Here is an 18560-nt window from a genome sequence, read left to right as displayed (position 1 = left end):
CAATCGGTATTAACCCAAATTAGATATGAGAAAATTAACTCTTCGGACACTTTTGGTCATGCTGGTATACGTGCTTGGGCAACCCCTGTCAGCCCAGACTACTTACCAGACTCCCCCTCAGTCCATTGCTGATCTATTTAATGCACCGGCCACTCCGTCGGTTACCTTTAATAAGGATGGCTCGATGATGTTGGTGTTGGAGCGAAATGAGGCTCCTTCCATCGAAGACTTGGCACAACCTGAGCTAAGAATAGGCGGCATCCGTATCAACCCTGCTATTTCCGGGCAAAGCCGCGCAGGAAGCTTCACCAATCTTAAAATCAAAAAGACCCGATCGGGAGAAGAAAGTCAAGTCAAAGGACTTCCTTCCAATCCGAAAATGAATGGCTTTTCTCTTTCTTTGGATGAGAAATATTTGGCTTTTACCCAGACAGAGAGCAACGGGATTAGTCTTTGGGTAGTGGATATGGCTACGTTGGAGGCTAAAAAATTGACCGAGCCTATTTTGAATCAAGTTTTTGGCAATTCGGTAGCTTGGCTTCCTGACAATACCATCGTGATCAAGGCGGTAAATCCTTCCCGAGGCGCTATGCCCAAAGCCCCTGCCGCTCCGGCTGGGCCCGTCATTCAGGAGACTTCCGGTAATGCAGCTCCCAGCCGAACCTACCAAGATCTTCTGACCAATCCGTATGACGAGGCACTTTTCGCCTATTTCATGGATTCCCAATTGATGAAAGTTAATTTGGATGGCAGCAAAGTTCCTTTCGGAAAGCCAGCTATGATCAAGTCCATGGATATCAGCCCTGACGGAAATTACCTGCTGATTGAGTCTATCCAAAAGCCATTTTCTTACCTTGTCCCTGCCGACAGATTCCCTTATACAGTAGAAATCTGGTCTACCGTCGGAGAAATGGTGAAAACTTTGGCACAGATCCCACTGGATGAAGTTCGGCCAACCGGTTTTGATGCCACTGTAACAGGAATCAGAAATGTGAACTGGAGAGCGGACAAGCCGGCTACCTTGTATTGGGCAGAGGCTCAAGATAAAGGAGATCCAAGAGTGAAAGTGGAAGAACGCGATATCGTCTACACGCTTTCTGCACCATTCACCGCCGAGAAACAAAAGCTCGTTGGAACTGCACTCCGATTTGGGGGTATCAGCTGGTCTGATGATTCATTCGCCATCCTGAACGAAAGATGGTTTGCCAGCAGAACAGAAAAGCGCTCTGTGATCAATCCTTCCAACCCTGCTCAGGCGCCTAAAGTGATCATCGAACGCTCATCCGATGATTTATACAATGATCCGGGAAGCCCGTTGTTCACACGAAATACATTTGGAAGAAATGTATTGTTGCGAAAAGGCGATCTGGTCTACATGACCTCCGAAGGCGGAAGTCCAGAAGGCAGTATGCCGTTTTTGTCCACCTTCAATACTTCTACCAAAGAGCAGAAAATTCTATGGAGATCTCAGGCCCCCTACTATGAGCGAGTGGCAAAAGTACTGGCGGCAGATGCTACTGAATTTATCACCATCAAGGAAGGAACGGATCTTCAGCCCAACTATTGGCTGATCAATACTAAAAAGCGTATTGCCCCAATGCAGGTGACCAATTTTGCTCATCCGTATGAGTCCATCAAAGGAATCAAGAAGCAACTGGTCACTTACAAAAGAAAAGACGGACTCAACCTTTCTGCCATCGTCTACACCCCGGAAGGATACGATCCGGCCAAAGACGGAAGACTTCCTGTCCTGATGTGGGCTTATCCTCGCGAGTACAAGTCAGCAGCTGACGCGGCACAGGTGAGAGGCTCCAAATACACCTTTACCCGTCTCAACTGGGGTTCTCCGATCTATTGGGTGACTCGAGGCTATGCCATCATGGATCAAACCGAAATGCCGATCGTGGGTGAAGGAGATCAGGAACCCAATGATTTCTTTATCGAGCAACTGGTCGCCAATGCCGAAGCAGCGATTGATCATATCGTAGAAATGGGCATCGGAGACCGAAACAAAATCGCGGTGGGTGGCCACTCCTATGGCGCTTTTATGACAGCCAATCTGCTTTCCCATACCAACATCTTCGCAGCAGGAATCGCACGAAGTGGGGCTTACAACCGTACGCTGACTCCGTTTGGATTCCAGTACGAGCAGCGAACCTATTGGGAAGCTCCGGAGGTTTATTTCAACATGTCTCCGTTCTCTTTTGCCCATCAGGTGAAAACTCCGATTCTCCTGATCCATGGCGAAGCAGACAATAACTCAGGCACTTTTCCAATTCAATCCGAGCGCTATTACAATGCTCTGAAAGGTCATGGGGCGACTACCCGTTTGGTATTTCTCCCTCATGAAAGTCACGGCTATGCAGCCAAAGAGTCCGTACTCCACACCCTTTGGGAGATGGATACTTGGTTGGAAAAGTATGTGAAGAATAGGAAGTAATCTGGGTTTTGAAAACCTCTTAATTAAGTAGCCCTGCCAGATTCTCGAAAACTGGCAGGGCTTTTTCAATACAAAAACCCAAAAAGCCAAAGTGGAATTGTGTTCTTAACTCCGATTTCAATATCATCCTTGACCAAAAAGGAGTTTGGTAAATCCTTGATCTGATAGCTCGTTTTATTTTTCCCTCCGACCTCAAAGCTCCATTTTTCATTGACCAAAAAATCTCCCTTTTCGGCAAGATGAACAGTAGAATCAGCCTTGAGCTGATTGGCAAAGAAGCTTTCCCGAATGGTCCCTACACTGACATTTTCCTCTCCCAAAGCATAAAGTAAATTAGGGTTTCCCAGATATAATTTCTCCGGCTTCGTAAGCGCCCCGACTCCGGAATTCGGTTTATGGAGGATTTGCAGGATTCTGGCACGATCGAGCAACTCAAACGCTCGAAGCAAGCTGGGCCGGGAGATGCCCGTTTTTTGACTGAGTTCAGACACATTTGGGGTAAAAGGAACTGAGGTGGCGATCAGCCGAATCAACTTCTTTAGCTTAAATACGGTTTCATAGTCCATGTTTTCCACCGCCATAAGATCTACTTCCAGAATCAACTGCACGATTTTTCGGAGCTTTTCGGAATAGATTTCAGTGCCTTCTTTAAAAAATGGATAGGCTCCCCATTTCACATATTTCTGAAAAAGCGCAACCGGCGTGATAGAGGAGCTTATCTGGGAAGCTAGTCTGACATGTTCCTGAAGGACCTCTTCAAATGAAATCACGGGAAAGGTAACTCCTGTCTCCAATTCGATAAATTCCCGAAAGGAAAGTTCCGGTAAAAGGTAGCTGACGGCTCTTCGACTGAGGTCCGACTTTCCCTTGTAAATCTCCAAAATCGAAGAGGAAGTAAATACCACCTTGAGTTCGGGAAAATCATCATAAATCAATTTGAGTTCTCTGGACCAATTCGGGTATTTGTGAATTTCATCCAAAAGCAATACCCTTCCTCCACTCAGATAAAACCGGTCTGCCAGTTCTACCATTGAATGTTCCATGAAATAGAGATCATCCAAAGAGATATAGAGGTTCGTTCCGTCTGGCTTCAGGTGTTTTTTGGCATAATGAAGCAACAGGGTAGTCTTTCCGGCTCCTCGGGCACCCGTGACGGCAATCAGCCGCTGCTTCCAATCGATCTTGTCCAATAGAAAGCGACTGAAATCCAGTGAAATTCGCTGAATTTTTGCTTGGGAATTGATCAATAGCTTTTCCATAGTGTAAAATAGATTTTACACAAAAATGCATTTTTTGTAAATCACATTTTACAATTTTTGAAACAATTTGTAAAATCCATTTTACAAAATAGATCTGAAAACTGATCAATGATTAAGCCCTCTGAAATAAATTAGTTTTTTTTGAAGGAATTTAGCCCAAATCCGTCCCCCACATAAAGATCAAAAACAAGATCCCCAAAGCGATGCGATACCAGCCAAAAGCTGTGAATCCATGGCTGGAGACATATTTCAAAAATAACTTCACCGCAAACCAAGCCGAAATAAAAGCTACTCCAAAACCGATAGCCAACATGCTCAATTGCTCAGAAGTGAAGGTCAAATCAGATTTGATCAGATCATAGCCTCCCGCAGCCATCATCGTAGGTACGGCTAGGAGAAATGAAAATTCGGTTGCCTGCTTTTTATCCAAGCCATTGAACACCCCTCCGATGATCGTGGCAGCAGCGCGGGAAGTACCCGGTACCATGGAAAGGCACTGACAGAGGCCGATGAAAAAGGCGTTCTTATAAGAGATGTCTTCTACTTCCTTCAGGGTTGTTTGCTGATTGACCACTTTTTTATCAATAAAAATCAAGACAATCCCCCCCAAAATCAGGGAAACTGACACCACGATCGGGTTGAAAAGGTAGCCTTTGATAAAATCATAGGCCAAAAGTCCAACTACCGCGGTAGGCAGGAATGCGGCAAACAGCTTGAAATAGATGTCCAAGCTTCGGAAAAACCGCTTGATGTACATCAAGGCAATCGCCAGAATAGCTCCCAATTGGATAAATACCTCAAAAGTTTTGACAAACTCATCCTCGTGAATTCCCATCGCTGCCGAGGCCAAAATCATATGACCGGTGGATGAAATCGGTAAAAACTCGGTAAGACCTTCGATGATGGCAATGATGATGCTTTGAAAAAGAGACATGCAATAAATTTTAATACCTCTGCAAAACTAACATTACTTAGGTGAAGCCAAGGGAAAAATCAAATTAAAACAGCGACCGGATCAGGCCGCTGTTTTTCTTACTTTACCTTGTCGAGCGTCATCTCAAAAAATTGATACCAAGTACCTCCTGCATCATATTCTCCCACCTCAAACCATTGACCTTGATCGTTGAGTTTGATCACATAGCGCACTTGCTCCGTGGGTTGCCAGATGAGCTGATTATTTTCCCATCGGGCAGGATAGGTACCCCGCAGGCCATTTTGAAGAAAGGAAGTAAATTCAAACTTACCATCTTCCGTCCCTGACTGAATCATGGCTAGCGCATGATGCACGGTTTTACCATCGGCCCGACCTTTCCCTTCGATTTGAAGGACCGTTCCACTGAGTTGAAACTGTACCCTTTCTTCCTGCTCAAAGGTCATTTTGACCCGATTCTCCCCCATCATCCATCCTGTTCCCTTCCAGGTTCCTTCCAAAAAGGACAGAGATGCCAATTTTGCCTGGGCCTCCGGGTTGAGCGCGTAGCTCATCTGAGACCAAGCCTGTAGCTGAAAGGAAGCTACCAAGCTCACGATCAGCATGATTTTAAAGAAAATTTTCATTTGTAAATTGATTTAAAATATAAACTGAATGAATAAATTTTTTTAGGAAATGTAGTTTTTCAGATTTTCGACATACGCTTCAAATGCTTTCACTCCCTCGGTGGTAATTTTGCAGGTAGTAAGTGGCCGCTTCCCTTTAAAGGATTTTTCGATACTGATGTATCCCGCCTTCTCCAACTTATCCAATTGGACACTTAGATTTCCGGCCGTGGATTCGGTTTTTTCCCGGAGAAAAGTAAACTCGGCTTCTTCCAAACCGATCAGCAAAGACATCACGGCCAGTCTGAGTTGAGAATGAAGAAGTGGATCTAATGGCTTAAACACGGTTTTTAAATTTGCTTTTTAACATATATCCCGGCACCAAGTAGCCCAATACCATGGCTATACCTGCGGTGAGGTATTGTTCATTGACAGGCAACAAAAATCCGACAATGGCTCCGAGGAACAAAACCGCCCCTCCCAATTTGGTTGAATTATCCCGAATCATCGCTCCTGTGCTGAAGACCCCAACTCCAGCCAGGACCAAAATGATCGGATTGTGTCGATACTCCAACACCGGCATAAAAGAAAGAATGATCACCATGCCCACAAACACAGCAATCCATAGCTGCCCCAAGAAATCATCCAAATGAGTTTTGATACGGGATGTTTTCCGCTTCCTAATCTCATGAACAAAACTCCAAATCACGGCAGGAATCACCGCAAACCATACTACATAGGGCATCTCAAAATTTGATTTCGCGAGGTAATAATGCCCAAAATTGCACAAAGCAATCACCCAGCCCCAGAGCAAAAGCTGAAAGCTTCCATCTCCGGCAGCTTCTTTTTTGGCTTTTTGGATCATCTCCGTGATCAGGGCCAAAGATTCCGAACTACTGAATTGTTTTTCCATCAAGTTGATTTTTAAGCAAGAACGGCTCAAATATAAATTGGTTTATTATTTAAACCATTTTATATGAAAAATTTTTCCAATCCGTATGTTTAACCTTAAATTAGAGGTAACCAAGCCCGCCTAGCACATGAAAAACATCTTTGATCCCCAAGTCACCGCTGAATTGATCGGACGAATCAATCAGCTGAAACCCGAAACTCCAGCCCTTTGGGGCAAAATGACGGTTGATCAAATGCTGGCTCACTGTTCGGTGGCTTATGAGATGGCCTTTACCAACAAGCACCCCAAACCAAATCCGCTCATGCGATTCCTCTTAAAGACCTTTGTCAAAAATGGGGTCGTCAATGAAGTACCTTACAAAAGGAATATCCGAACAGCGCCCCAATTCGTGATCTCGGATCGCAAGGATTTTGAGCTTGAACAAAAGCGGCTGATTACCTACCTCGAGCATACCTTGGCCCTAGGCAAAGACCATTTTGAAGGAAAGGAATCTCTTTCATTTGGGCCATTGACCGCTCAAGAGTGGAATAACATGTTTTACAAACACCTGGATCATCACCTCAGCCAGTTTGGGGTTTGAATAATCAAACCTAATTTTAACTCAATCACAATTCCCTTTTTATGAAAAAGTCCATTTTCCTCCTTTTTGCCTTTGCTGCGATCCAATTGAGCTGCAGCAGACCTTCAGAATCACAATCTGAAGCAATCGAGTCAACTTCTGAAACCACCGAAACATCCCCAACTCTTCCCACAGGAGACAATTCACAAACCTCCCTGGATTGGGCAGGTACCTACTTCAATGTCCTTCCCTGTGCCAGTTGCGAAGGGATCGAAACTTGGGTCACCCTAAATCAAGACGGCACTTTCCAGCTCAAAACAAACTACTTAGGTCTAAATGACGCCCGCGAGGAAATTTTCACCGGCACTTTCAAATGGGATGATACCGGTTCAATGGTGCAGCTCGAAGGTCTCATCGGTGATGCTCCAGGCAAATACAAAGTCGGGGAAAATCAGATTTGGCACCTCGATCGGGATGGTAATCGCATCGAGGGTAATCTGGCAGATCGCTACATTCTTAAAAAGCAATAATTCTACTTGAAGCGGACGATTTTTCCATGAGCTTTGGAGGTCATCTCTTGAGGAATGGCCTCCGTAATTTCTTTATACAGAAGTTCTACCAGTTTTTGCTTGAGAAAATTTCGGTTGAGGATAATGCTCACTTCTCGGGTTGGGATAGTTCCTTTGAATGGTCTCAGACGCGATTTTTCTTCCTCCGAAAGATCAAAAGTGGCCAATTCCGGTAGTAAGGTCACTCCTTGGTAACGGTTGACCATATTACGGAGGCCTTCGAGCGAACCACTTTCGTAATGGAAATTTTTATGTCCGGATAAGCTTTGGTCACAAAAACTGATCACCTGATCTCTGAAACAGTGTCCCTGCTGCAAAATCCAAAGATCATCTGACTTGATTTGATCCGGAGTGATTTCTGAATTTTTCAAGAGTTCATGACCTTTGGAGAAGTAGGCATAAAACTTCTCATAAAACATGGGCTTTTCGACTATGCCTGACTCCTCCAAGGGAGTCACGATAATTCCTAAATCCAATTCATCATTTTTTAGCTTTTTGACCACCTCTTCAGTGACCATCTCCTGGACCTCCAGCTTTACGTTAGGATATTTATTCAAAAATTTTCGGATAAAACGATGAAGCAGGTACGGCGCCAAAGTTGGAATAATTCCCAGCTTTAAAGTTCCGGAAATATCGCCTTTCAGTTGTGCTACCAACTCCAAAATCCCCTTACTCTCAGATACTACTTTTTTGGCCTGAGCAATGATCTGCACCCCAATTTCGGTGGGGATGACGGGCATCTTGCTTCGGTCAAAAAGAAGTACGCCCAACTCCTTTTCCAACTTACCCAGCTGCGCACTTAAGGTCGGCTGTGTGACGAAACAGGAATCGGCTGCATTTCCAAAGTGGCGATGCTTATCGACTGCGATCAGGTATTCCAGCTGTTGAATAGTCATTTTGATAGATATTATCTATGACAAGAAAGTGAAAAGTTCGGGAAAGAGTTCAATTCTAAAAGCTGAATAAAATCAGAAAACTTCCCCATTTACCTCGGTTAAACGCTCACTTATCAAAATAGCGGTTGGAAATTTCAAAAGACGGATCATTTCTGGTAATTTATTTGGTCTTTCGTGCAATTCACTTAAACCCATAAACCTGATGAGTTCCAATTCCTTTTCCCGCCGAAAATTCCTCGGCGCCAGTCTGTTGACTTCCGCCGGACTAAGCTTGATCCCCGGACTTTCCTTTGCTTCAGCCCCCACCCCTCTCTTTCAGTCTGCCCACGAACGGGTCCGCTTAGGGTTTATCGGAGTGGGCCGACAAGCCATGGGGCTTTTGAATAATTTCATGCGGATCCCCGGAGTAGAAGCTGTGGCCGCTGCAGATGTCTATGCCATCAAGCGGGAGCGATTTGCCCTCCGAGTTCAGAAAAATATGAGCGAAGCAGGCAAAACCTATGTCGCACCAAAGCTTTATGAAGACTACCGGGAGCTTTTGGAAAACCCGGATGTAGATGCCGTAGTCATTGCCTCACCGGATCATTGGCATGCCATCATGGCGATCGATGCTTGTCGTGCCAAAAAGGATATTTACCTCGAAAAGCCACTCACTTTCACCATCAAAGAAGGTCAAGAGCTTGTCAAAGCCGTCCGTGAAAATGGAATCGTCCTAGCCGTTGGATCTATGCAGCGTGCCGCGGTCAATTTCCAGACTGCTGCCATGCACGTGCAGCGGGGCAAGCTGGGCAAAATATCTCAAGTGCTCGTCCATGTCGGAGACAATCCTCATCCAAAGCCTTACGATCTGGCCGAAGAACCCATTCCGGCTGGCTTAAATTGGGAAAAATGGTTAGGCCCCATCCCTTCCCTTCATTTCAATGACTTGCTTAATCCGGGCATTTCGTTGAATCCGGAGAAAAATGAAGCAGCTTGGGGTGCTTGGCGCTGGTATCGGGAAACCGGCGGAGGATTGATGACCGACTGGGGTGCGCACATGATCGACATCGCCCAATGGGGGCTCAGTATGGACCGAAATGGTCCAGTGGAAGTCATTCCTGCATCAGGCGATCAGCCACTCACTTATCGCTATGCCAATGGGGTGGAAATGCTCATCACCAAGTTTGACGAAGGTCGACAAGGGGTGAAGTTCCTGGGAGAAAATGGCTGGATCAAAGTATCCCGTGGAAATTACGACACCTCGATCGAGGAGTTACAGATCGGAAAAGAGCCTGAAAACTTCAGCTTTGGTGCCCATCATGTGGACTTCATCGACTGTATCCGGAAAAGAAAAGATCCTATCGTTCCGGTGGAAGTCGGACACAGCACTTGCACGGCATGTACCATTGGAAATATTGCCCATGAACTCGGAAGACCGTTAAAATGGGATCCAATTGCTCAGGTATTTTCAGATTCAGAAGCAAACAAAAAGCTACACTATACCTACCAGCGAGGTCTTTCGCTGTAGGCAAAATATTTTACCCAATCCTTATGAACAAGCCCAACCGAAACCGAATTCTTCCATTTGTCCTCCTCGCTTCAGGTTTCCTGTTTTTCCGATGCGGAAAAACGACCGAACCAGAAGTTCAAATGGAAGAAACAACAGCAACATATGTGGCAAATCCGCAAGCAGTTGCCGAAAAACCCATTGCAAAACTTGCCATTGGCAATCAGGCTCCGCCATTTAACCTCCCCGATGTGGATGGAAAATTTCACACGCTGGAGGATTTTGCGGACAAGGATGTACTCGTAATCAATTTTACCTGTAATCATTGTCCGACGGCACAGGCTTATGAAGATCGCTACATCGGGTTGGTCAACGAATATGAGGGAAAATCGGTGGCCTTCGTGGCGATCTCTCCCAATAGCCCGATTGCCGTTTTGCCCGAAGAACTGGGCTATACGGATTTGGGGGATTTTCACGAAGAGATGAAAATTCGAGCCGAGGCCAAAGGATACAATTTTCCTTACCTCTATGACGGAGACACGCATGAGTTTTCCACAGCCTATGGTCCCACTGCCACCCCGCATGTGTTTGTCTTTGACAAAAGTCGCAAACTGGCTTACTCAGGAAGGATTGATGCCAAAGAAAAACCCGGAACAGGAAATTCGGAAGATCTTAGAGCAGCAATTGAAGCCACACTGAAAGGCGAGCCTTTACCCGCCGAATCCGCTCAAACACCGGCTTTCGGTTGCTCGATCAAGTGGGCTTGGAAAAATGAGTACACTATCAAGACCAACGAGGAATGGAAAAAGCGGGAAGTAAGTTTGGAAAAACTCAGCCCGGCCGGATTGGCAGGTTTGTTGAAAAACGACTCGGACAAACTGCTTTTGGTCAATTTTTGGGCGACTTGGTGCGGGCCCTGCATTATCGAATATCCGGAATTTGTGACCATGCAGCGGATGTATGGTGCAAGGGATTTTCAGTTTGTCTCTGTGAGTATGGATGCACCGGACCAGCAGGAAAAGGCCTTGAAATTTCTCAAATCCAAAGCCTCCGCCCTGCCCAACTACCTGATGGATACCGAAGATAAATACGAGGTCATCAAAGTAGTAGGTTCCGATTGGGACGGAAGCTTGCCGATCACTTTGCTGATCGAGCCGGGAGGAAAAGTAGCCTATCGGGCTCCGGGCACGATTGACGCCTTGGAGTTGAAGCGGGCGATTGTGGATCATCCGATGATTGGAAGATACTATTGATTTCGGATTTCGGAATTCGGATTGATTCATCAGAAAAATTATTGGAGACAGGATTGAAAACAAGTAGATTGTATTCAATCCTGTTTTGCATTATGAACACTCCTGAATTTCCATTCCTCCACCTTTCTCAGCTGCTTTACACCAGTTCCCGATTGATGATTCAGCGGATTCAAGTGACGCTGAATGAACTTGGCCTGACTTATCTGCAATTCTTGGTTTTATCCAATCTTTGGGAAGAGGATGGGCTAAAAGTCCATGAATTGGGAACCAAGCTCAGTCTGGATTCGGGTACGTTGACTCCGCTTTTGAAAAAACTGGAATCCCAAAACCTGCTCAAGCGAAAGCGGGGAGAAGAGGATGAGCGGACCGTCAGCATTCACCTGACCTATCCGGGAAAATCACTTCAGGGCAAAACTTTGGCTGCACTTCAGGTGTTGGAAGACCATCTGGCCTCAGACTTGGGGAAATCAACTGAAAAGTTGACCCCTCAGCTGGAGGGTCTTTTGGAAAATCTCAAAACACTTAAAAAGTAACATGGAAAAACTGATTGTGGACTACACTGCCGTGGCAGTCAATACCGGAGGAAGAAAGGGTCACGTACGAACTGATGATGGCATGCTTGATTTTGATGTGGCTATGCCCAAAGAAATCGGAGGCGATGGTGGCAAAACCAACCCCGAGCAACTTTTTGCAGCAGGCTATGCGGCCTGTTTTGGTGGTGCTTTGGCGGCAGTGGCCGGAAAAACCAGCCTCCGTGATTCTGAAATCAAAGCCAAAGTACATTTGGGACACTATGGCCCCGACAGCTTTGGACTGGCTGTGGATATCGAAGTAAAAATCCCTCATGCCGAATCTCTGGAGCATGCACAGCAGTTGGTAGATACCGCACATCAAGTTTGTCCTTACTCTAAGGCAACGCGAGGAAATATCGAAGTGAATGTGAAGGCAGTTTAATCCTTGGTTTCTAAAAAAAAATGAAAAAGACTACCTCGAAAAGAAGTAGTCTTTTTCATTTGAAATGCTAGAAGATTACATATCAACCCATTTCAAACCCACTTTTCCCTATTCGGTAATTTCCTTCCCGTCAAAAGACCTTAACTTCCCCGTCGAAATAAAATTTTCCTTATGAAGAAGAGTTTACTGACCTTATCGTTTGCCCTTGCGCTGGTTTGGGGTGCTTTGGCACAACTCAAAACTCCAGAGCAGTTTTTGGGCTACAAGCCCGGAGACCGATTTACTCCCCATCACCGCATGGTGGATTATTTTGAGTATGTGGCTTCGCAAAATCCCAACATCAAAATCATCCAATACGGCGAAACCAACGAAAAACGCCCGCTTTTCGTGGCGATTCTTTCCAGCCCGGAAAATATGGCCCGCCTAGAGCAAATCCGAACCGACAACCTTAAGCGAACCGGATTGATGGAAGGCACCCCGAGCACTGAAGTTCCGATCAACTGGATGTCATTCAACGTGCATGGAAATGAATCCGTGGGCATGGAAGCCGCGATTTCTACTTTTTACACCCTGGCTGACCCCACCAATGCCAAATCTCAGGAATGGCTAAAAAACCAAGTGGTCATCCTCGATCCTTGTATCAACCCTGACGGTCGTGACCGCTATGCCATGTGGTACAACCAAAAAATGAATACTCGACTACAGCCAGACCCACAGTCCATGGAGCACAATGAGCCATGGCCGGGCGGAAGGGCCAATCATTACCTTTTTGATCTCAACCGGGATTGGGCTTGGCAAGTGCAGGTGGAATCTCAACAAAGACTGAAGCTTTACCAGCAGTGGATGCCTCAGTTGCATTTGGATTTCCATGAGCAAGGCATCGACAATCCGTTTTACATGGCTCCGGCAGCAGAGCCTTTGCACGAGCAGTTAACTCCCTTCCAGCATGAGTTTCAGGATATTTTTGGCAGAAATACCGCCAAGTATTTTGACCAGGCAGGCAAATTTTACTTTACCAAAGAGCGATTTGACATCCTCTATCCCTCCTATGGTGACTCCTATCCGATGTACAACGGTGCCATCGGAATGACCATCGAGCAGGGCGGTAGCGGACGTGCCGGTATCGGCGTGTATAATTCGATCGGTGATACCGTAACGCTGAGCGGACGAATCGCCGGACACTATACCGCCGCGATTTCGGCTGTGGAAGTGACCAGTCAGAACGCCAAGCGGTTGGTGGATGAGTTTTCTGCCTATTTCAAAACCAACTCCAGCAATCCAAAAGGCAAATTCAAAAGCTTTGTGATCAAAGGGGAAAGCAATCCGGCTCAGGTCGCCAAACTACTCGAACTGATGGATAAAAACGGCATCCGCTATGGAAAAGCCGGTGCTCGAGCAGGCCTGAAAGGCTACGAATACCAAAGCGGAAAGTCAGGCGTGACCTTTTCCACCTCAGATAAAGACATCATCATCAATGCGTATCAGCCCAAAGGCGTCTTGGCTCAGGTGCTATTCGAACCCAATCCGGTTCTGAATGACTCTATCACCTACGACATCACGAGCTGGGCAATGCCGTATGCATATGGCCTTCAAGCCTATGCTTTGGAGACCAAAATCGATGCAGCAGGTCAATACGAAAAGCCTACTTTCACCCCCAATACAGCTGGAGCAACTCCTGTGGCCTATCTGGCTAAGTGGGAAGGAACCCGAGATGCAGCTTTCTTGGCGGCCTTGCTCAATCAGAAAATCCGCGTGAAGTATGCCGAGTATCCATTCACTGTTGAGGGCAAAAGCTTTCCTGCGGGCTCCCTCATTATCACCAAAGGCGGCAATGAATATGTAGGCAACTTTGATCAGAAAGTAGTGGAAACCGCTAACCGTTTTGGGGTGACTTTGGCTACGACGCAAACCGGCTATGTGGACAAAGGGAAGGACTTTGGTTCACCAAATATCCGGGTCATCCAAGCTCCAAAAGTAGCTTTGGTTGGCGGTCAGGGTACTTCTTCCTTGAATTATGGAGAAGTGTGGCACTTTTTCGAAAAGGAACTGGACTACCCGCTGGTCAATCTCGACGCGGCTAACTTCGGAAGCTACGACCTGAGCAAATACGACGTGATCATTCTTCCGTCTGTATTTGGTTCGGGCTTGAATGGTGCAGCTCAGACCAAATTGATGGATTGGGTGAAAGCAGGTGGAAAAGTAGTGGCCATCGATGCGGCGGTTAATCTTTTCGCCAACAAAGAAGGATTCAAATTGAAGACCTACGATACCGATGAGGAGAAGAAAGCTGCTGAAAAAGCAGCTCAGGAAATCGCCAAAGAAGAGCGACTTGAGTCGTACACCGAAGGAGAAAGACTTGGTATTTCAGGAGGAACAGCCGGAGCAATCTATGAAATCAAGATGGATGAAACCCATCCACTGGGTTATGGTACAGGAGGTAAATTCTACACATTAAAAAATAACTCCAGCCGATTTGCTTACCTCAGCGGTGGAGTGAATGCCGGGATTATCGCTTCCAATGATTCCTACCGAACAGGCTACATTGGCTACAAAATCAAGTCCCAAATGGGTAAATCTGTGGTAATTGGAGCAGAAAACCAGGGCCGAGGCCAAGTCGTCTACTTTGTTGACAACCCGATTTTCCGAGGATTCTGGGAAAGCGGTAAGCTGATCCTCTGCAACGCGATCTTTATGGTAGGGCAGTAATCCTTCTATTTCCAATTCAAATACGCCGACTCAGGAAACTGGATCGGCGTTTTTCTTCCCATCAAATCAAAAATCCGCTTTTCAAAAGCATTTTTTATACTCCATTATTTGTCTAACTTTTTGCAAAATTTTATGGAATAGCCATTTGGCTTTCAATGTCCATTTATGTTTGTTTTCTAGCTCATGAAGCAGTTCATCCGATATTTCGGAATTTCTATTTTGCTTTTTTCTTGTAGTGGAAAAAAGTTCAGTCCAGAAATTCCCGCTTCAGTTATAGCTATTTCCCAGCCAAAGGCGGTGGTTTTGGATGCATTGGCGGATTCTCTTCAACCGGAAATTATATCAAGAAAGAATCTACCCGGCCCTAGAATTATCCCAATTCCACAACGTGAAGGAGAAACTATTCGGTATCAAGACGAGACTGGATCAACAGTTTTAATGACCCTTTCTCCCCCAAAGACCAAAGAATTGTTAGTCCTTTCCGATCCAAACGGGCAGGCACTTTCAGACCGGACTGGAAAGTCATTTTTACTTGGAGAAGGAGGCATATCTCAATTTAAATCCTACACCACCGACGATGGATTGGCATTAGATGGAGTCAATTGTGCAATTCTGGACCGCAGAGGCCACCTATGGTTTGGCACCAATGGTGGAGGACTCAGCCGATATGATGGAAATAATTTCACCAATTTTACCAATGCACACGGACTCGTAAATAATACAGTAAGAAGTATTTGGGAAGACAAAGACGGGATGTTGTGGATTGGGACTTTGAGTGGACTGAGTCTGTTTGACGGACATAAATTCACCAATTATACCACCTCAAACGGCCTTCCCCATCAAGTCATATTTGACATTACCGAAGACAACAATGGTCACATCTGGATGGGAACAGGTGGAGGTGGAGTGGTCAGATTTGACCGGGAAAAGTTTACCGCATATACCACTGCTGACGGACTGGCTGATGATGTTGTGGTAGCTGTTGGCAAAGATGCCAAAGGCCGACTTTATTTTGGAACAAACGGAGGAGGATTCAGCATTTTTGACGGATCCGGTTTTTCAAATTTCAACCAAACCAAAGGTCTTGCCGGGGACCGTGTTAGAAGTTTTGGTTCCGATGCCAGCGGCTCCATGTGGATTGGTACGATCGGTTCGGGAGTCAGTCGCTTTGATGGAACAAGCTTTCAAAATTTCACCATCGAGGATGGATTGGCTGATAATATCGTGAGAAGTATCCAGGAAGATCGGTCAGGAAACATTTGGTTTGGGACAGAGCATGGAGTCAGCAGATTTGACGGGAAAAATTTCATCAGCTATACCAAAGATCAAGGGCTTTCGGCCAATGCTGTATTGGACATCGTTATGGATGATTCCGGCAAGCTTTGGTTTGGTACTGATGGAGGAGGCGTCAGCAGGTTTGATGGAAGTTCCTTCACCAGCTTCACGGTCAACCAAGGCCTGGGTGCCAATATTGTCCTCAGCTCCTTGGAAGACAGCAAAGGCAACCTCTGGTTTGGAACATTCGGCGGTGGCGTCAGCAAATTTGATCGCCAGGGATTCACCACCTACTCTTTGGACCAGGGATTGGCAGGAGACATTGTTTACTCACTGATGGAGGATGCCGATGGAGTGATCTGGATCGGGACCAGCGGAGGCTTAAGCCAAATTGACGGAAAAAATATCACCACATTTACCAGTGCACAGGGTATCCTTTCGACAGAAATATACTCTATACTCCAAGATCAAAAAGGTCGGGTTTGGCTAGGTGGTGACTTAGGACTTTCCCTGATCGAAAAAAATCAAATCACCCACTTTGGCCCAAATCAAGGGCTGCCGGGTTCTGTCATTCTCAGCTTACAAGCTGAAAAAGACGGAAGTATCTGGATTGGGGCGGTAGATGGAGGGCTGGCCCACTTCGATGGCAAAAGAATTCTTCCAATCACCACGGTGGAAGGCTTGGTGGACAACGGGGTCATACAGATCAAATTGGATCAACAGGAAAACCTTTGGATCGGGACCGAACATGGCTTAAACCTCCTAACCCAAACCGATAAAAAAGAACTTCTTCGTGGGGAATTGGCTAATTTCCACAAATTCACTACTGATCACGGGCTGCCTGACAATGTTATTCTCCAAGTAGTCCCGCTCAAAAATGGAAAAGTAGCTGTAGGCACCAATTTAGGCATTGTCTATTTCGACCAACCCAATCACCAAGGTACAGGCCCGGCCCAATTGCAAAACCTGGAAATTTTCAATTCCAATACCGGATTTCCGGTCAAAGACCTCACCGACGGACAATTTGGAATGTTTGAAGACCAATTTGGGATTTTATGGGCAGGCACCGGTAGCAATAAGACCGCCCTGGTCCGGTTTGACTATGCTGCGCTTGTGCGGAATCAGGAAGCGCCTAAGGTCTTTTTAAAACAAATCAGAATAAATGAAGAAATCGTGCCTTGGAGCACCCTTTCTTCGGAATCCCCGATGGATCAGGTAGCATTTGAAGAAATCTCTCTTCTGGGCAAAACCCTGAGCGACGTGGAAAGAACCAGACTTCAGGATCGATTTAAAGACCTAAGCTATGAGCAGGTAAGTCCTTTCTTTCAGATTCCGGATGGACTCGAATTACCCTATCGACACAATCACCTGAACATTGACTTTGGAACGAATGAATTGGCCAAGCCATTTCTGGTAGAATACCAGTATTTCCTCGAAGGATACGATGAAGAATGGAGCCCTGTTTTAAAGAAAACCAGCGCCACTTTTGGAAATATTCAGGAAGGAGAATATACCTTTCTCGTCAAAGCGAGATTTACAGGACCAAGTGAAGCTGAGGCAGGTGAATGGACAGAACCTATCGCTTTTACCTTTACCGTTTTGCCTCCGTGGTATAGAACCTGGTGGGCTTTTGTAATCTATTCCCTGCTGCTCTTGTCATTGATCTATCCTGTTCATCAACACCAGCGAAACCTTACTATCAAAAAAGAACAGGAAAAAGCAAGAGAACGAGAGCTCCAACAGGCCCGAGAAATCGAAAAAGCGTATTCCAAACTTGAAGTAGCACACGAAAACCTTAAATCTACCCAAGCCCAGCTGATCCAGCAGGAGAAATTGGCCTCGCTCGGACAATTGACGGCGGGCATCGCTCACGAAATCAAAAACCCGCTCAACTTTGTGAATAACTTCTCAGGACTCAGCCTCGAATTCATAGATGAAATAGAAGAAGAGCTCGATAAAATGGAAGCTTCCGATGCTGTGGAAAATGTCCGAGACCTCTTGACGGATGTGAAGACCAATCTGACCAAAATCAAACATCATGGAGGAAGGGCAGATGGAATCGTCAAATCCATGCTGATGCACTCCAGGGGAGGAAGCGGGGCCATGGAGCCTGCCGATCTCAATGAGGTGATCAAAGAATATGTCAACCTTTCCTTTCATGGGATGCGAGCCAATAAAAATCCCATCAATGTCGAAATCCAATTGGAATTGGGAGAGTCATTGCCAAAAATCCCGCTCAATTCAGAAGATTTCAGCAGAGTTATCCTTAATTTGACCAAAAATGCCTTTGATGCGATGCGTGAAAAAGTCAATCAATCGGGGCCAGATTACAAACCCAAATTGACAGTAAGGACCCGGGATTTGGGAGAAAAAATACTCCTCGAAGTAGAAGACAATGGTCCAGGCGTGCCGGATGATATCAAAGACAAATTGCTAATGCCTTTTTTTACCACCAAAAAAGGGACGGAAGGCACAGGTTTGGGTTTGAGTATTACCCATGATATCATCAAAGCCCATAGAGGAACTTTAGAAATAAAAACAGAAGTAGGGGAATGGACAGTATTCCATATCGAACTGCCCAAAGGATAATCCGATTACAGGTGGACTGATCTGATCTTTACTATTGCGGTACCTCCTGACTTATCTTATGAAGGGTAGTGTTAAAGGCTAATTCACAGGGTCAAATCCACCCAGGAGAAACTGCAAAAAGAAAA

15 protein-coding genes are annotated in these 18560 nt (G+C 45.8%); 9 read left to right on the top strand and 6 right to left on the bottom strand.

Annotated features, from left to right (window positions below):
* Positions 1-25: 25 nt before the first annotated feature.
* Positions 26-2440 carry an alpha/beta hydrolase family protein gene (locus CLV31_RS04060; RefSeq protein WP_111391581.1) on the top strand — a complete coding sequence of 805 codons (2415 nt, stop codon included), beginning with the start codon at positions 26-28 and terminating at the stop codon, positions 2438-2440.
* Between the two features lie 65 nt (positions 2441-2505).
* Here the strand turns inward: CLV31_RS04060 and CLV31_RS04055 are convergent, their stop codons facing one another.
* From CLV31_RS04055 to CLV31_RS04035, 5 genes are all read right to left on the bottom strand, one after another.
* On the bottom strand, positions 2506-3699 hold the full coding sequence (locus CLV31_RS04055) for an ATP-binding protein (protein WP_111391580.1): 1194 nt from the start codon (positions 3697-3699) through the stop codon (positions 2506-2508).
* A 151-nt stretch (positions 3700-3850) separates the two neighbouring features.
* Entirely contained in the window at positions 3851-4633 is a 783-nt protein-coding gene (locus CLV31_RS04050) for an undecaprenyl-diphosphate phosphatase (RefSeq protein WP_111391579.1), read from the bottom strand.
* Between the two features lie 98 nt (positions 4634-4731).
* Positions 4732-5256, bottom strand: coding sequence for a hypothetical protein (locus tag CLV31_RS04045; RefSeq protein WP_111391578.1), 525 nt, complete (start codon positions 5254-5256; stop codon positions 4732-4734).
* A gap of 42 nt (positions 5257-5298) precedes the next feature.
* Complete coding sequence (locus CLV31_RS04040; protein WP_111391577.1) at positions 5299-5580, bottom strand: winged helix-turn-helix domain-containing protein; 282 nt, start codon at positions 5578-5580, stop codon at positions 5299-5301.
* Complete coding sequence (locus CLV31_RS04035; protein ID WP_111391576.1) at positions 5573-6148, bottom strand: hypothetical protein; 576 nt, start codon at positions 6146-6148, stop codon at positions 5573-5575. Before CLV31_RS04035 ends, CLV31_RS04040 begins: the two co-directional genes overlap by 8 nt.
* 127 nt (positions 6149-6275) lie before the next feature.
* On the opposite strand from CLV31_RS04035, the gene CLV31_RS04030 reads away from it, so the two are divergent.
* Both CLV31_RS04030 and CLV31_RS04025 read left to right on the top strand, forming a co-directional pair.
* Positions 6276-6728: a DUF1569 domain-containing protein gene (locus tag CLV31_RS04030; protein WP_111391575.1), complete on the top strand. Its 453-nt coding sequence runs from the start codon at positions 6276-6278 to the stop codon at positions 6726-6728.
* A gap of 41 nt (positions 6729-6769) precedes the next feature.
* A complete protein-coding gene (locus CLV31_RS04025) occupies positions 6770-7237 on the top strand; it encodes a copper resistance protein NlpE (protein ID WP_111391574.1) in 468 nt (155 codons plus the stop codon).
* A gap of 2 nt (positions 7238-7239) precedes the next feature.
* Here CLV31_RS04025 and CLV31_RS04020 read toward each other — a convergent pair whose 3' ends face one another.
* Positions 7240-8172 (bottom strand): hydrogen peroxide-inducible genes activator, encoded by a 933-nt coding sequence (locus tag CLV31_RS04020; protein WP_111391573.1) that lies wholly within the window; start codon positions 8170-8172, stop codon positions 7240-7242.
* A gap of 202 nt (positions 8173-8374) precedes the next feature.
* On the opposite strand from CLV31_RS04020, the gene CLV31_RS04015 reads away from it, so the two are divergent.
* From CLV31_RS04015 to CLV31_RS03990, 6 genes are all read left to right on the top strand, one after another.
* On the top strand, positions 8375-9679 hold the full coding sequence (locus tag CLV31_RS04015) for a Gfo/Idh/MocA family protein (RefSeq protein WP_111391572.1): 1305 nt from the start codon (positions 8375-8377) through the stop codon (positions 9677-9679).
* Between the two features lie 23 nt (positions 9680-9702).
* Positions 9703-10911 carry a redoxin domain-containing protein gene (locus CLV31_RS04010; protein ID WP_181452565.1) on the top strand — a complete coding sequence of 403 codons (1209 nt, stop codon included), beginning with the start codon at positions 9703-9705 and terminating at the stop codon, positions 10909-10911.
* 92 nt (positions 10912-11003) lie between these two features.
* Positions 11004-11444 (top strand): MarR family winged helix-turn-helix transcriptional regulator, encoded by a 441-nt coding sequence (locus tag CLV31_RS04005; RefSeq protein ID WP_111391679.1) that lies wholly within the window; start codon positions 11004-11006, stop codon positions 11442-11444.
* Position 11445: 1 nt separating this feature from the next.
* Positions 11446-11865, top strand: coding sequence for an organic hydroperoxide resistance protein (locus CLV31_RS04000; RefSeq protein ID WP_111391571.1), 420 nt, complete (start codon positions 11446-11448; stop codon positions 11863-11865).
* A gap of 171 nt (positions 11866-12036) precedes the next feature.
* Positions 12037-14571: a M14 family metallopeptidase gene (locus CLV31_RS03995; protein ID WP_111391570.1), complete on the top strand. Its 2535-nt coding sequence runs from the start codon at positions 12037-12039 to the stop codon at positions 14569-14571.
* A gap of 183 nt (positions 14572-14754) precedes the next feature.
* Entirely contained in the window at positions 14755-18435 is a 3681-nt protein-coding gene (locus tag CLV31_RS03990) for a two-component regulator propeller domain-containing protein (protein WP_111391569.1), read from the top strand.
* Positions 18436-18560 lie beyond the last annotated feature (125 nt).

Source organism: Algoriphagus aquaeductus (assembly GCF_003253485.1).
Taxonomy (GTDB): Bacteria; Bacteroidota; Bacteroidia; order Cytophagales; family Cyclobacteriaceae; genus Algoriphagus; species Algoriphagus aquaeductus.
This window is presented reverse-complemented; position numbering and strand designations above follow the sequence as displayed.